Source organism: Nocardia sp. NPDC003269, assembly GCF_042888005.1.
In the GTDB taxonomy this organism is placed as follows: domain Bacteria; phylum Actinomycetota; class Actinomycetes; order Mycobacteriales; family Mycobacteriaceae; genus Nocardia.
In genome coordinates, this window is record NZ_JBIAPA010000002.1 from 306,448 (window position 1) to 321,036 (window position 14,589).

A 14,589-nucleotide genomic window follows, 5' to 3' on the forward strand; every position below is an offset into this window, starting at 1 on the left:
ACTACTCGCCGACCGCGTGGCCCGGCACGAGGCGCAGTTCCGGTGCGCGGGCCGCTGCCTCGCGCGGCAGCCAGATGACGACCTGTTGATCGCGCTCGGCCGCCAGGGTCTGCACCGTGAACGTGAGGGTGCCGCGCACCGGGTGTTCGAAGCCGAGGAGCGTGGGCACGTCCTCGGCGAGGCGGTGCGGCTGCCAGCGGCGGGCGAACTCCGGCTCGGCGCACAGGTGGGCGATGATCCCGGCCACCCGCTCGTCCTCGGGCCTGCGCAGCCGGGTCCTGGCGAGCTGGTCGGCCAGGTGATCGGCGAGCTGGGCCCAGTCGGTCACCGTGACGCGGGCCTGCGCGTGCCGGAAGGTCCACACGGCCAGGTTCACCTGGTCGGGATCGTCGAGCAGGCCGATCGGGCCGACCAGATCCGCCCACGCGCTGTTCCAGGCCAGCACATTGGCGCGTGGGCCGAGCACGAACGCGGGCGTCGGCGTCATCGCGTCGACGACCCCGCGCAACGCGGCGGGCACCTGATCGAGTTCCGGGTCGAACGCGGTGCTCGGGCAGCGCGCTTCGGCACTGCTGGTCAGGGCCAGCCAGCCGAAGTGCGCGCGCTCGGTGTCGTTGAAGCGCAGCGCCGTGGCCAGCGCGTCGACGACCGCCATCGACGGGTTGCTGTCGCGTCCCTGTTCGAGCCGGGCCAGATAGTCGGCGCTGACGCCGGCCAGCACCGCCACCTCCTCGCGCCGCAGGCCGGGGGTGCGCCGTCGGCCGCCGCCGGGCAGGCCGACGTCCTCGGGCCGCAGCTCGGCCCGGCGCGCGACCAGAAGTTCCGCGAACGCCGACCGGGCATGCTGCCGATCTGTCATGTCTTCGCCTGCCATGTCTCGATAGTGCCCGGTCCCCGCTCTCGCAGCCACGCCCTGCGGGGTCCAGGATAAGCGCGGTCTGGTTAGCGGACCATGGTCCGGTCAGGGTGGAGGCATGACTTCCTCGACACAGACCCAGCAGCTCAAGACCGGATCGTGGGCGCTGGACACCCACCACTCCTCGGTCTCGTTCACCGTGCGCCACCTCGGGATCGCGAAGGTGCGCGGCGGCTTCACCAGCTTCGAGACCGAGTTCGTGGTCGACGAAGCGGGCGCGGCCACCATCGGCGCCACCATCGCCCTCGACTCCTTCGACACCGGCAACGCCGACCGTGACGCCCACATCCGCGCCGCCGACTTCCTCGACGTCGCCAACCGCCCGACCCTCACCTTCCGCGCCACGGCGCCGGTGCGCGTCGCCGAGTCCTTCACCGTCGCGGGCGAGGCCACCCTCGGCACCGTCACCCAGCCGGTCACCCTCGACGTCGAGTGGGGCGGCGTCGCCGACTTCCCCGACGGCACCCGGCACGCCGGCTTCTCCGCCACCGGCGCGATCAAGCGCACCGACTTCGGCGTCGGCGTCCCGATGCCGGGCATGCTGTCGGACACCGTGAAGATCGAATTGGAGATCGAACTGATCGAGCCCGCCTGATCCCGTTCGCTCAGAGCGCAGGCGGGCATGGCACCCGCATCGGCCGCCTGCATTAGCCTGGAGTCGACAACACAGGACTCTTACGTTCGGAGGTTTGGCCGTGGAGGTCAAGATCGGTATTTCGGATAGCCCGCGCGAGCTCGTCATCAACAGCGCGCAGAGCCCTGACGAGATCGAGGCGCTGGTCTCCGAGGCGCTGAGCGGCGCGAGCGGTGTGGTCTCGCTGACCGACGAGAAGGGCCGTAAGTTCCTGATCCAGTCGGCGAAGGTCGCCTACGTGGAGATCGGCTCGCCCGCGACCGGCCGCGTCGGCTTCGCCACGGTCTGAGCTGTCCCGCCTCCCCGCGATTTCGGCCGACGGCTGAGGGACCGGCCGATCTCCTGATCGGGCTTGCGGATGGGAGCCGCTCGAGTTCTGGGCGTGCCCGACGAGGTACCGATGTTCTCGCGAGATCAGTTGCTCAGGTCGTGAAACAGCGAAGGCCTGCCATCGAGTTCGGATGGCAGGCCTTCGCTGTTTCGTTCTCACCCGATCGGGTGCAGGGGGACGTGCTTGAGGCCGCCCCAGGCCAGGGCCACGGTGGTGTCGACCGCTTCGTCCTTGGGGATCGGGCGGTCGGCCTCGAGCCAGTAGCGGGCGGTGAACTGGCTGGCGCCGACCAGGCCGACGGCCAGGATGCGGGCCCGGTAGGGGTCGAGGCCGGAGTCGTGGGCGACGAGGTCGAAGACGGCGTCCACACACGCCTCGGTGGCCTGCTCGACCCGGCGCTGCACCTGCGGCTCGCTGGTCAGGTCGGATTCGAAGACGAGGCGGAAGCCCTGCATCTCGTTGTCGACGAAGTCGAAGTACGCGGCGACCGCGGCCCGCACGCGCTGCTTGTTGTCGGTGGTGGAGCGCAGCGCCTGGCGCACGCTCGACACCAGGATGTCGACATAGTTCTGCAGCACCGCCAGATACAGCTCCAGCTTGCTCGCGAAGTGCTGGTAGAGCACCGGCTTGCTGACGCCTGCCACCTGCGAGATCTCGTCCATGCCCGCGGCGTGGTAGCCACGCTGGACGAACACTTCGCTGGCCGCGAGCAGCAGTTGCTGGCGTCGCTCGTCACGGGGCAGCCGGGTGCCGCGCTTGGCCGGGACCGTTTCCGGCACCGATCGGCGCGAGGTCATGCGGTCCACGAGGTCTGTCATCTCGGCTCTCTTTGTCGTTTACCCCGGCCCAGGGGTGCGGTCCGGTATCCCACGAACGATACCCGCACGGTGTTCCCATCAAGTTTCGCCCTGGAAATGTAGTACCAGTCCCCGGGGTTCGCCGGGCCGTAACCGCGTGATCTCCTGCGGCCGCCGCGAAGCCGGGGTTGCGCACTGTGAGAATCTGGTGGGGTGACCGACCGACCGGAACGACCATCCGGCGGCGGGCGCGATGTCGCTCGCCCCACGCAACCCACCGAGTCCGGTTCTGTGACGTCGGCGCCAGAAGGGCGAGAACTCCAGGTCTACGACCCGCTCGGGCTGTATCAGCCCGCCGACAAGTCGCGGCAGCCACTGCGCGCCCGCTGGAACCCCACCGACACCGACAGCGGACGTCCGCGCAGCCCGCAGCGCGAAGCGAAGAAGCAGAGCGCGATCGGCCGGTTCGTGCGCCGCTACGGCTGGCGGGCCTACGCGCTGCCGGTGTTGCTGGCCGTCACCGTGCTCGTCGTCGTCGACGCCGTGCGCGCGGGCCCGATGCCCGCCGCGGTCGAACCCGGGTTCGGCGCGCTGAGCCCGAAGGTCGCCCAGTCCGGCATCATCGGCGCCCCGCCCGGTGACGGGAAGTTCCCCGCCGATCTGCCGCTGGGCGCGCTGCCAGAGGGCGGCGAGTACGTCGATCGCGCGGCGGGCACCTGGCACGTGGTGCCCGGCACCAGCCCCCAGGTCGGCACCGGCACCGAGCGGGTGTTCCGCTACACCGTCGAGGTCGAGGACGGGATCGACACCGGCCCGTTCGGTGGTGACGCCGCGGTGGCCAAGATGGTGGAGACCACCCTGGCCAACCCGAAGAGCTGGACCCACGACCCGCGCTTCGGTTTCCAGCGCGTCGACACCGGTGAACCCGACTTCCGGCTCTCGCTCACCTCCCGCGAGAGCACCCGCGCCGCGTGCGGATTCGAGATCCCGATCGACTCCTCCTGCTACAACGCCGATATCGACCGCGTGGTGCTCTCGGAGGTGCGCTGGGTGCGCGGCGCGCTGGCCTTCGACGGCGACATCGGCTCCTACCGGCAGTACCAGATCAACCACGAGGTCGGCCACGCCATCGGCTACCACGGCCACCAGCCCTGCGAGACCGACGGCGGCCTCGCGCCGATCATGATGCAGCAGACCTTCGGCACCAAGAACAACGACATCGCCCTGCTCGACCCGCACGGTGTGGTGCCCGCCGACGGCAAGACCTGCCGCTTCAACCCCTGGCCGTACCCGAGGGGGTGAGGCCCCCGGCGATGCGCGACCATAGACGGGAAGAACCCCGCGGCCGGCGATGTTGTCACCATTGCCAACCCGCACGGTTTTCGCCATAGATACAGGAGCTCTGACGTGTCATTCAACGGGTCCCTGCCGCCGCTCGTCGAGCCGGCCGCGGAACTGACCAAGGACGAGGTCGCTCGCTACAGCAGGCACCTGATCATCCCCGATCTGGGCGTCGACGGTCAGAAGCGCCTGAAGAACGCCAAGGTGCTCGTGATCGGCGCGGGTGGTCTCGGTTCGCCCGCGCTGCTGTACCTGGCCGCGGCCGGGGTCGGCACGCTCGGCATCGTCGAGTTCGACGAGGTCGACATGTCGAACCTGCAGCGCCAGATCATCCACGGCGAGTCCGATATCGGCCGGTCCAAGGCCGACAGCGCCCGCGATTCGATCCGCGAGATCAACTCCGGGATCGACGTGCGGCTGCACAAGATCCGGCTGGAGCCGGACAACGCGGTCGAGCTGTTCCGCGAGTACGACCTGATCGTCGACGGCACCGACAACTTCGCCACCCGCTACCTGGTCAACGACGCCGCCGTGCTCGCGGGCAAGCCGTACGTGTGGGGCTCGATCTACCGCTTCGAGGGCCAGGTCTCGGTGTTCTGGGAGGACGCCCCCGACGGCCGCGGCATCAACTACCGCGACCTGTACCCGGAGGCTCCGCCGCCGGGCATGGTCCCCTCCTGCGCCGAGGGCGGCGTGCTCGGCGTGCTGTGCGCGTCGATCGGTTCGGTGATGGTGACCGAGGCGATCAAGCTGATCACCGGCATCGGTGAGACGCTGCTCGGCCGCCTGATGGTCTACGACGCACTGGACATGAACTACCGCACCATCAAGCTGCGCCGCGATCCGGAGCGTCAGCCGATCACCGAGCTGATCGACTACGAGGCGTTCTGCGGCGTGGTCTCGGAAGAGGGCGTGGCCGCCGCGGCCGGGTCGACGATCACCGCCGCCGAGCTGAAGGATCTGCTCGACGCGGACAAGGTCGAGCTGATCGACGTGCGCGAGCCGGTCGAGTGGGACATCGTCCACATCGACGGCGCGACGCTGATCCCCAAGGACCGCATCCTGTCCGGTGAGGCGCTGGCCGAACTGCCGCAGAACAAGCCGATCGTGTTGCACTGCAAGACCGGTATCCGCTCGGCCGAGGCGCTGGCGGCGCTCAAGCGCGCCGGTTTCGCCGACGCCACGCACCTGCAGGGCGGCGTCGTGGCCTGGGCCAAGCAGGTCGATCCGTCACTACCGGTCTACTGATCCGGTAACTGCGCTGTTGCCGACCTCGCCGAAGATTGCGGCGAGGTCGCAAAGTGGAGTGTGCCAGCGTGCCTTCGGGCTCGGGCGGTAGCCGCGGGGTTACGGTACGGCCGTGACCTCAGTCGAACCTCCCGAGCATGTGCGGGCCACATTCGGGCTTCGCGAAGTGACACCGGTCTCCCTCGGTGACTGGGACGGTGGCTGGCGGCTGGGTGACGTGGTGCTGAGTCCGGTGGCCGATCACGCGCGGGCCGCGTGGTCGGCGAAGGTCCGCGAGACGCTGGCGGTCGACGGTCTGCGGGTGGCGCGCCCGGTGCGCGCCACCGACGGCCGGTACGTGGTCTCCGGCTGGCGCGCCGACACCTTCGTCGACGGCGCGCCGGAGCCGCGGCACGACGAGGTGGTGTCGGTGTCGCTGCGATTACACAAGGCGACAGCGCCCTTGGAGCGTCCGCGTTTCCTGGTGCAGCCGCCGGTCGCGCCGTGGGTCGACGTCGACGTCTTCGTGGCCGCCGACCGGGCCGCCTGGGAATCGGTGCCGCTGCGCAGTTTGCGCGCGGGCGGCGTCCCGATCGCGGCGACCCCCGACGGGCAGCGCAGCCTGGAACTGATCGGTCAGCTGGCCACCCTGCGCAAGCCGGTGCGCGGACCCGATCAGCTCGTGCACGGCGATCTCTTCGGCACCGTCCTGTTCGCCGGCGCGCACACGCCCGGCCTGACCGACATCACCCCGTACTGGCGTCCGGCCGCCTGGGCCGCCGGGGTGGTGGTCGTCGACGCGCTGGCCTGGGGCGGTGGCGACGACGGCCTGCTCGACCGTTGGGCCAGCCTGCCGGAATGGCCGCAGATGTTGTTGCGCGCCTTGATCTTCCGGCTGGCCGTGCACGCCTTGCACCCGCGTTCCACCCCGGAGGCGTTTCCCGGCCTGGCCCGCACGGCGGACATGGTCCGATTGGCGTTGTAAGGGCGAATTGCGCCGATAGTGACCGATGGGTCTGATGTGGTTTCAAATCCGTTGAGACCCAACGTTTCCTGGGATATCCCGTGCTATCTTCATCGAGCATCGCCGCCATGTGTCCTGCGCCGGACCGGGGGACCCGTGCGGCCCGTCACGAGCGGTGAGGATTGCTGCGGGTGAGAATCCAGCCCAGACAACAGATTCTGGATATTTGGAGCGCCATGCTCTCGGCCTGTTACCGGGACGAGAAATGGCATTGGGACGGAGTCCTCGGCGCCAATTCGATCAGTGATTCCGAACAGCTGCTGTGCCTGCTGTATCCGGCCACCGAGATCGAGAGCTTCGCGCTGGACCGCCCCGAGGCGATGTCCGACGACGTCAGGGTCGTCCTCGAGGCGTTCGGCGGCCAGGCCAGGATCGGCATCACGGTGCTCGGCCTGGTCGAGGAGTACCTGGCCCGCAACACCGATCCCGACGGCCTGCCCCGCTTCGACGCGGGCAGCTACCTGCGCGCCACCGGCGACACCGAGCCGACACCCGCCCAGCACGCGCTGGAGGTGGTGGACGGCTACTCCATGTCGGTGACGCTGTGCATCGCCGCGCTCGGCTTCGCCCGGGTCTTCGACCGCTGGGCGCGCACCGAGCGGCGCAAGGACATCAGCGCCAGGATCGCCGAGCTCAGTGGCGGATTGAGTACCCGGCTGACCGCCGCGATGACGGGCCTGGTGCGCAGTTTCGTGGTCAACACGGCCTCGCCGCGCTCACCCTCGGGCAAGGCGATGCTCGGGATGCTCAACCAGTCGGGGCAGCCGGAGAAGGTGGTCGTCGACGCCGTGGCCCGCAGCCTCGATCGCGTGCGCGCCCGGCTGCGCAACGACGTCACGCTGGGCCGGGCGCCGGAATCCGAACTCGACGACGAGGATCTGCTCTTCGAGTGCGGCTGGAGCTGGGGCGTGGTGCAGGGCGCCGACCCGGTCGACTTCGTCCCCGACGCCATCGGTTCCAGCATCGGCTACGCCGACCCGAGGCCCTACCTCTACTTCACCATCACCGCCCTCGACGGCATCAACGACGTGCTCTCCCAGCGCACCAGAGAGCTCGACCTGCTCGACGACACCCAGTACCGCCTGGCCGAGGCACTGCGCATCCGCTGGGACATCACCCAGCGCTACTGGGCGACGGTCGCCCGCTTCGGCAGCGGCACCTGGCCGCTGGAGGACATCCCGTGGCGGACCTCCGACGGCGAGGAGTCGGACTACTTCTCGCTCATCGTGTCCGCGGTGCTGATCCAGGAACTGGTGGCCCGCACCGCCTCCGACGACGACCTCACCCGCGCGATCGGCATCTTCGACGAGCTGGCCCGCCGCGGCCGGATCATCCGCCGACCCACCCAGGACGACCCGTCGCTGGCCCTGCACCACCCCGGCGTGCGGATGACACTGCGCGGCAGCGAACTCGTCGACGGCGGCGGCTCCCGGCTGGAGTGGATCGCCTCGGACTTCGCACCCGTGCTGCTCAAGCGCAGCCTGCAGGCGGCCCGCCTGTCCGGCAACATCACCGCCCGCGACCGGCTGATGGAACTGGCCAAGAAGGTGATGGACCACCTGGACCTGCGGATGATCACCGACGGTGACGCCGCGGGCCTGTGGGACGATCCCGGCGCGGCCTTCGGTGCCGCCGCCAGGGCGGGTCAGACGCTCCCGTCCTGGTACATGACCGAGCGCGTGATCGAATGCCTGGTCACCGCGGACCGCACCTACCGGGAGGCGCCGCTGCGCTCCCCGGCGATGGTGGTGCGCGCCGTCGAACTGCTCAACGAGGCCGAGCACCTGCTCAATCAGGAGATGCTCAATGTCAGCGTCGAGGACACCTCGGCCAACCGCATCGCGCTCGACGGCGTCGAGCAGCAGCTGGCCAGGGCCCGCGACGTGGTGAATCTGCAACCGGGAACGGCGTTCACGCTCGCCTCGGCGGCCCTGATCGAACTGGACCGGCTCGCCTACGCTCGTCTCGACGCGATGAGGAGCACGTGACCCCATGATCGTTTTCGCCACCTCGGACAAGGGCGGCACCGGACGGTCGGTGACCAGTTGCAACCTGGCCTACCGGCTGGGCTTGCGCGGAATCAGCACGGCCTATCTCGACTTCGACTTCGGCTCACCGACCGCGGGCGCGCTGTTCGAGATCAGCGCGGTCGAGCGGGGCACCGCCTCCGGCAGCGGCCTGCACTCGTATCTGCGCGGCCACAACAGCCTGCCGCAGCGCATCGACGTGCGGGCCAACACCAATCGGGATGCCCTGCGCAGCCAGCGATCCCGGGGCGGCAAGCTGGTTCTGCTGCCCGGCGACGAGGGCGGCGGCGAGGCCATGTCGGCCAACGACGCGCATGTGGTGCGCCGCTGCCGCGAACTGCTGCTCGATCTGGACAGCACCTACAAGGTGGTGATCGTCGACCTGAGCGCGGGGCGGTCGGTGGCCATGCAGATCGCGCTGGAAGCGACCCGCCCCCAGGACATGCCGGACAAGGAGGTGTGCTGGCTGGTCTACCACCGCTGGACCCGGCAGCACCTGATGGCCGCGCAGGGGCTGGTGCACGGGCCCAAGGGCCTGCTGAAGACCGGGGTCGAACTCGGCTACGCCCCCGACGACCTGCTGGCCCGGATCCGCTTCGTCCGCACCGCCGTTCCGCGCGTCACCGACGAGCACGCGGCCAGCGGCGGCCCCCAGGCGGCCTGGCTGCTCAAGCAGAACGACGCGTTGCGTTCGCTGGCGGCCGAGTACCGGCTCGGCGCGGGCGCGCTGCTGGGGGAGACGCCGGTCGAGCCCGTGTTGCAGTGGCGGGAGCAGATCGTGCTCGACGCGGATGTGAACGCGGGCATCGCCAATCGCGCCACCGTCGACGCCTTCGAAGAACTCGCGCGGCGGCTGTGGGATCGCGCGACCTGGGTGCGGGTGTAGCCGCGGGAAAACGCCCGCTCGGGCACAATGCGCGCAATCGCGACATAACTTGCGAAAGGAACTGGGGGAGGGGAAAATTCGATGGGCGTGTCCGATCGATGGGCGCGCCGTCGTGATGGCTAGAATCGCCACGATTCTATCCGGACGGGTTGACGAGGGGCTGTGGTTGTGGGTGGCGCCGTCTACGCCGAGTCGACGGCGTCAGTGCGTGTCGAGGATGTACCGCTGTCGCATGTGTCCATCGAGGTCGGGCACTTCTACATGTCGGACCTGCTCAACGGCGAAGCGACGATCGCGGCCCAGTTCGGGCGGGTGGCACCGCTGCTCGAGGCCTTCACCGAGATCGCCAGGCAGGACTTCGCCGAGGCCGCCGGTGGCGCCTCGCGGGTGCGGGTGAGTACCTGCTTCCTGCTCGACGACTACTTCCAGACCGACGCCGATCCACGCCGGATCGTGCCGAAACTGCTGCGCATCGCCGAGGAATGCGGCGTCCGGATCGACTACCTGGCCAGTGAGGCCGGGTGTAGCCGGTATCTGCGCCGTCAGCACGACGAGCCGCGGATTCCGCTGGCGCAGATGGTCGCCGACGCGATCGTGGCCGAACCGGCGCCGGGCAGCACCGGGCGCAGGCCACCGACCGCGGAGTCGGGCTGGCTGTGCAACGGCGAGCGGTCCAGCGATCACGAGCCGGGGCACGCCATGGAGGTCAACTACCGGCCGCCGGTGGAGTTCGCCGCGCGCAACCACAACATCTTCCTCGACGTCGAGATGTGGCGCGATCGTGGCGCGGGCCAGGACGTGCTCTGGTCGTGCCCGTTCCTGGCCTCGGTCTGGCAGCTGCTGCGCCTGGGCATGCTCCGCTACGAGGGCAAGGCCATCGTCGATGCCGAGTACTGGCCGCCGGGGCACGAATGGCCCGCGCGCTGGGCGGATTTCCCGAGCGTGATCCGGTTGCAGGAGCGGGCGGCGCCGTTCGCCGCGTTCCGCTCGCTGTCGCTGCTGCCGCAACGGTACGTCGGCATCGAGCACGCGGTGCGGATGATCCTCGACCACGTCCAGCCCGACCCCGCCGTCGTCGGGCTGCTCACCCGCCGCGCGAGCGAACAGGGGATCGCGATGACCGACGACGTCACCGACCGGCTCTCGCATTTCTTCCTCAGCAGCCTGTAGATCCGATGCCGTCACCAGCGCATACGGACTACGCTGCAGCAATGCATCTCAGCGGTGGACCGCTGGCGCTCCTGGGCGAAGTGCGCACCGGGCTGCTGCCGGAGTCGGCGGCGTTGAGCCGTGGGTCGGCGGCGGAATTGCTGACTCTCGTGCGGGGCCGCCGCGTGCAGTCGCGGGAACGTCCGGTCAGCTGGGCGCAGTCGCCGGTGATCTCCGAGGGCGTCGACTGCCGGCTCGCCACCCCGGCGCGGGGCCGGGTACGGGCGGTCGGGACGGTCGCGGCCCACGCCGTGGTGCTGGGCGGGCGGATCCTGCAGAGCTCGGCGACGGCCACCGTGACCGCCGGGGAGGGCACCCATCGGCGCAGCTGGGGTCACTACCTGGGCCGGATCGGCATCGTCGAGATCCTCACTCGGATACCGCCGGACATCAGCACCCAGCTGGTCGACGGTTTCCTCGGTGCCGGGGACGCGACGACGGCCACGCTGGACCCCGGCGCGATCGCGGCCCGGCTGCACATGCGGGTCCGCACCGATCCGATGCTGAACCAGAAGCCGCCGATCCAGACGAGCGCGTCGCGGCTGCGGTGGGCCGCGCGGGTGGAGCGCGGGCAGGCGCCGAGCATGTCGTTCGTCCTGCTCGACGACGAGACCAGGCTGGCCTCGGTGGTGGTCGGCGACGAGGCGGACCTGGCGATGGTGCAGGCCTTCTGCGAGGACCTGGCCATGCACGACTGGCTGCTGACGGTGCTCACCGAGGTCATCGACGAGGCCGAGATGGCCGAGCTCTCGCGCAGTTCGCCCGCCCAGGTGCTCACCCCGCTGCTGGAGCACCTCGTGCACCTGTGGTTGCCCGGCGCCTTCACCCCGGCGCCGTTGCGCGGCCTGTGGACGGGTCTGGAGGCCGAACCCGGCTTCACCGTGCAGTGGAATTCCCGGATCGGGCAGCTGCGCGACCGGGTCGCGGTGGCGACACTCGGCGCGCTCACCCGCAGCCAGTCGCGCTGGTGATCACAGCCGGAACAGCTGCCGCACCAGCAGCGCGAAGAACACCGAGGTCGACACGATGCCCGCGTACGACTCCACGATCAGGGTGGCCTGCGCGAACGAGCCCAGCTCCGGCAGATCGTCGGTGCCCACCGGATTCAGGAAGTTCAGCAGCCCCACCCGCACGGCGGTGTTGACGCCGATCCCGGTGCTCGACAGGTAGAAGACCCCGACGAACAGCGCGATCTCCACCGCGATCCAGGCCAGCAGCAGGAACGGCCGATAGCCGTAGCCGCACAGCAGGTCCGAGGTCATCCCGGGCAGCCGCCGCCAGCGTGGGCTGCGCGCTCTGGTCTTGGCCCGCGCCATGTTCAGCCCGCACCGGTCCTGCCCGCGCGGGTTCTCGGTGGTGGTGTGCAGGCGGTAGGCCTGCCGGTAGGCGAGCGCGGCGTGCGCGGGCAGCCTGTGCGCCGAGAGCTGTTCGCCGAGTTCCTCGTACACCTCGGCGAGCAGGATCGACTGGGTGCGGCTCAGCCGCAGCGGGCCGCGGAATTCGACCTCGGCGGCGAACAGCGCGGTGAGCACGGTCTCGCAGGACAGCTCGCGTCCGGCGTTGTCGAGCACGTCGGGATCGGCGTCGCGATAGAGGTGGGCGAAGACCAGGCTGTCGCCGACGCGGCGGGTCGAGGGCGGAACGTAGTCGGCGAGGAACTGCTCGACCCGGTGATTGAGTTCGTCGAGCAGGGCGTATTCGCCGACCGGTCCCGGCGCGCGCAGGAAATCGGCGACGACGTCGGCGAAAGCGCCCGCGTGCCTACGGATCAGGGTGGTCTTGGAGGCGACGAAGTCGCCGAGCCGATCGTGTTCGGCGTAGTCGGTCATCCCTCGTCGACCGGCCCACGGTCCTTGTACCACCGGCGATCGGTGGGATCGGCGCTCGGCCAATCGGGAACGATGCGGTGCACCAGCAGATCTCGTGGTTCCCCCGCGCCGAAGTACTGGTCCTCGTAACCCGCCCAGACGAAACCGGAATTCTTGTACAGCGTCGCCGCGGGCACGTTCGACGGGCGCACCGTGATGAAGACGGCGTCGACCTGCGACGAACGGCATTGCGCGACAGCCAGATCCAGTAGTGAGCGGCCGAGACCCCGGCCCTGATAGCGCGCCGAGACGGCCAGACCGATCAGCCAGGCCGTGCTGCGGCCGACCGCCACCATTGCGTACCCGCAAATCGAACCTGCCAGATCGGCGACCAGCCAATGCGATCCGTGGATATCGAACAATTGCCGAATGGCGAAATACGGATAGGCCAGTGGCATGAATTCGTGCGATTCGAGCTCGGCGATGGCGGCCAGATCATCGACGGTGGCGGATCGGAATCGTAGCTCTGCCTGCTCGTTCGAGATGTTCAATACCGCTCACCTCTGCCGCCCCGGTGCAAGTCTGAACTCCAGGGTAAGCGCAGATCGGTGATCGCGGCCACAACCACGGCCGAAAAGTGTTGGCACACAGCCGAAAGCCACGTTCGGTGAGGGGAGCCGAACGTGGCTTTCGGGGTCTCGCTGGGTGGATCAGACGCTGGCGTAGGCCAGCGAGGGCGCCCGGTCGGTGGCGAAGTTGGTGCGCAGGTAGCACCACCAGGTGACCGCCGCCATCACCAGGAACACCGCGGCGTAGGCCCAGAAGGCGGGGGCCATGGTCTTGAGGTGGACGTTGGACAGGCGCAGCGCCTGCTGGACGACGAAGCCACCCGCGGCGCCGACCGCGCCGATGACACCGATGGCGGCGCCGGCCTGGCGCTTGGCCGAGATGGCGGCCTCGGCGATGTCGATGCCGTGCTCGGAGGCGTACTTCTTGGCGGTCGCGTTGAAGATCGACGGGATCATCCGGTAGGTGGAACCGTTGCCGATGCCGGCCAGGACGAACAGCGCCAGGAAGGACGCCAGGTAGAGCGGGAAGCTCTTCAGGTCCACCGCGAGGACGATGAACGCGGCCGCGATCGACATGCCACCGAAGACGTAGACGGTGATCTTGGCGCCGCCGCCGATCTTGTCGGAGACCCAGCCGCCGAACGGACGGCTGAACGAACCGACCAGCGCGCCGAGGAAGGCGAGGTTACCGAGGGTGGTGATCCAGCCGATCTTGGCCAGGTCGGGGAAGGTGGCCTTGATCAGGGTCGGGAAGGCGAAGGAGAAGCCGATGAACGAACCGAAGGTGCCGATGTAGAGGAAGGCCATGATCCAGGTGTGCCGGTTGGTCAGGGCCAGCTTGTAGGACTTGCCGTCGGACTTCGCCTCGGCGATGGAGTCCATGAAGTACAGCGCGCCGATGGTGGCGACCGCGATGAACGGCAGCCAGAACAGCACCGCCAGGGTGATGCCGAAGCGGAAACCGCCCGCGTCCTTGGCCATGATGTGGGTGCCGAAGGTGATCAGCAGCGGCACGATCAGCTGGGTCTGCGCGACGCCGAGGTTTCCGCCCGCGGCGTTGAGGCCCAGCGCGGCGCCCTTCTTGCCCTCGGGGAAGAAGAACGAGATGTTGGCCATCGACGACGAGAAGTTACCGCCACCGACACCGGCCAGCGAGGCCAGCACGAGGAAGACCCACATCGGGGTGCCGGGCTGGTTGACGAAGTAGAGGATGCCCAGGGTCGGGATGAACAGCATCGCCGCGCTGAACGCGGTGAAGGCGCGACCACCGAACTTCGGGACGGCGAAGGTGTACGGGATGCGCAGTGCGGCGCCGACCAGGGTCGGGATGGAGGTCAGCAGCAGGGCGTTGCTGACCGCGGTCGGGTTGCCCTTGCCCAGTCCGGCCAGGAACTCGAAGCCGGCCGAGCCCATGGCGGTGACGATGGAGCCCCAGATCACCCAGATGCTGAAGCCCAGGTTCTCCGCGAAGACCGAGAACCAGAGGTTCTTGCGGGCGGTCTGCTTGCCGCCGGCTTCCCAGAACTCCGGATTGTCCGGGTTCCACTGGGTCAGCCAGCGGCCCTTCTTCTGATATTCGAAGGACGGGGATTCCGTCTCCTGGCCGGTGGCGGCGATTGCGGTCATCGGCTTCCTCTCGATCGGGCTCGATAGAAGCGCATCGACTTTCGTGGCGTTCGATGCGCTTCTTGCGGGGTCGAGATAAAGGTAGAAGCCGGTTGTTGCGTGACAATGGCCTCAGGTGACGTTCCAGCCAACTCACGCTCACCGCCGAAATCGCGGGTCGGTGACCGGCTGGAAACCTGGATGTAGAAGAGCCG

Annotated in this window: 14 protein-coding genes; 9 read left to right on the top strand and 5 right to left on the bottom strand. The window is 69.0% G+C overall.

Annotated elements, in window-relative coordinates; all coding sequences use genetic code 11:
* Position 1: 1 nt before the first annotated feature.
* A complete protein-coding gene (locus tag ACFYWJ_RS12145) occupies positions 2–859 on the bottom strand; it encodes a helix-turn-helix transcriptional regulator (RefSeq protein WP_387208183.1) in 858 nt (285 codons plus the stop codon).
* Between the two features lie 115 nt (positions 860–974).
* Here ACFYWJ_RS12145 and ACFYWJ_RS12150 point away from each other — a divergent pair, with 115 nt between their 5' ends.
* Entirely contained in the window at positions 975–1,511 is a 537-nt protein-coding gene (locus ACFYWJ_RS12150; protein ID WP_355276059.1) for a YceI family protein, read from the top strand.
* A 100-nt stretch (positions 1,512–1,611) separates the two neighbouring features.
* Positions 1,612–1,839 (top strand): DUF3107 domain-containing protein, encoded by a 228-nt coding sequence (locus ACFYWJ_RS12155; RefSeq protein ID WP_355276057.1) that lies wholly within the window; start codon positions 1,612–1,614, stop codon positions 1,837–1,839.
* Between the two features lie 197 nt (positions 1,840–2,036).
* Here the strand turns inward: ACFYWJ_RS12155 and ACFYWJ_RS12160 are convergent, their stop codons facing one another.
* Entirely contained in the window at positions 2,037–2,699 is a 663-nt protein-coding gene (locus ACFYWJ_RS12160) for a TetR/AcrR family transcriptional regulator (protein ID WP_019048689.1), read from the bottom strand.
* Between the two features lie 321 nt (positions 2,700–3,020).
* Here ACFYWJ_RS12160 and ACFYWJ_RS12165 point away from each other — a divergent pair, with 321 nt between their 5' ends.
* From ACFYWJ_RS12165 to ACFYWJ_RS12195, 7 genes are all read left to right on the top strand, one after another.
* A complete protein-coding gene (locus ACFYWJ_RS12165; RefSeq protein ID WP_355276540.1) occupies positions 3,021–3,980 on the top strand; it encodes a DUF3152 domain-containing protein in 960 nt (319 codons plus the stop codon).
* A 105-nt stretch (positions 3,981–4,085) separates the two neighbouring features.
* A complete protein-coding gene (gene moeZ, locus ACFYWJ_RS12170; RefSeq protein ID WP_355276055.1) occupies positions 4,086–5,267 on the top strand; it encodes an adenylyltransferase/sulfurtransferase MoeZ in 1,182 nt (393 codons plus the stop codon).
* 112 nt (positions 5,268–5,379) lie between these two features.
* Complete coding sequence (locus ACFYWJ_RS12175) at positions 5,380–6,231, top strand: TIGR02569 family protein (protein WP_355276053.1); 852 nt, start codon at positions 5,380–5,382, stop codon at positions 6,229–6,231.
* A gap of 170 nt (positions 6,232–6,401) precedes the next feature.
* A complete protein-coding gene (locus ACFYWJ_RS12180; protein ID WP_355276051.1) occupies positions 6,402–8,258 on the top strand; it encodes an SCO2524 family protein in 1,857 nt (618 codons plus the stop codon).
* Between the two features lie 4 nt (positions 8,259–8,262).
* Complete coding sequence (locus ACFYWJ_RS12185; RefSeq protein ID WP_355276050.1) at positions 8,263–9,183, top strand: SCO2523 family variant P-loop protein; 921 nt, start codon at positions 8,263–8,265, stop codon at positions 9,181–9,183.
* Positions 9,184–9,351: 168 nt separating this feature from the next.
* Complete coding sequence (locus ACFYWJ_RS12190) at positions 9,352–10,353, top strand: SCO2522 family protein (RefSeq protein WP_387164752.1); 1,002 nt, start codon at positions 9,352–9,354, stop codon at positions 10,351–10,353.
* 41 nt (positions 10,354–10,394) lie between these two features.
* Entirely contained in the window at positions 10,395–11,363 is a 969-nt protein-coding gene (locus ACFYWJ_RS12195) for an SCO2521 family protein (protein WP_355276046.1), read from the top strand.
* On the opposite strand, the gene ACFYWJ_RS12200 is transcribed toward ACFYWJ_RS12195, so the two are convergent.
* The 3 genes from ACFYWJ_RS12200 to ACFYWJ_RS12210 all read right to left on the bottom strand — a co-directional run bounded on the left by ACFYWJ_RS12200 (position 11,364) and on the right by ACFYWJ_RS12210 (position 14,395).
* Positions 11,364–12,221, bottom strand: coding sequence for a hypothetical protein (locus ACFYWJ_RS12200; RefSeq protein ID WP_355276045.1), 858 nt, complete (start codon positions 12,219–12,221; stop codon positions 11,364–11,366).
* Complete coding sequence (locus tag ACFYWJ_RS12205) at positions 12,218–12,751, bottom strand: GNAT family N-acetyltransferase (protein WP_355276043.1); 534 nt, start codon at positions 12,749–12,751, stop codon at positions 12,218–12,220. Before ACFYWJ_RS12205 ends, ACFYWJ_RS12200 begins: the two co-directional genes overlap by 4 nt.
* Positions 12,752–12,910: 159 nt before the next feature.
* A complete protein-coding gene (locus tag ACFYWJ_RS12210) occupies positions 12,911–14,395 on the bottom strand; it encodes a nitrate/nitrite transporter (protein ID WP_355276041.1) in 1,485 nt (494 codons plus the stop codon).
* Positions 14,396–14,589: the final 194 nt, after the last annotated feature.

Excerpts from the sequence above, each read along its gene's own strand:
- ACFYWJ_RS12195 (WP_355276046.1), top strand. The coding sequence starts at position 10,395 with ATGCATCTCAGCGGTGGACCGCTGGCGCTCCTGGGCGAAGTGCGCACC.
- ACFYWJ_RS12185 (WP_355276050.1), top strand. The coding sequence starts at position 8,263 with ATGATCGTTTTCGCCACCTCGGACAAGGGCGGCACCGGACGGTCGGTG.
- ACFYWJ_RS12150 (WP_355276059.1), top strand. The coding sequence starts at position 975 with ATGACTTCCTCGACACAGACCCAGCAGCTCAAGACCGGATCGTGGGCG.
- ACFYWJ_RS12210 (WP_355276041.1), bottom strand. The coding sequence starts at position 14,395 with ATGACCGCAATCGCCGCCACCGGCCAGGAGACGGAATCCCCGTCCTTC.
- ACFYWJ_RS12200 (WP_355276045.1), bottom strand. The coding sequence starts at position 12,221 with ATGACCGACTACGCCGAACACGATCGGCTCGGCGACTTCGTCGCCTCC.
- ACFYWJ_RS12145 (WP_387208183.1), bottom strand. The coding sequence starts at position 859 with ATGACAGATCGGCAGCATGCCCGGTCGGCGTTCGCGGAACTTCTGGTC.
- ACFYWJ_RS12160 (WP_019048689.1), bottom strand. The coding sequence starts at position 2,699 with ATGACAGACCTCGTGGACCGCATGACCTCGCGCCGATCGGTGCCGGAA.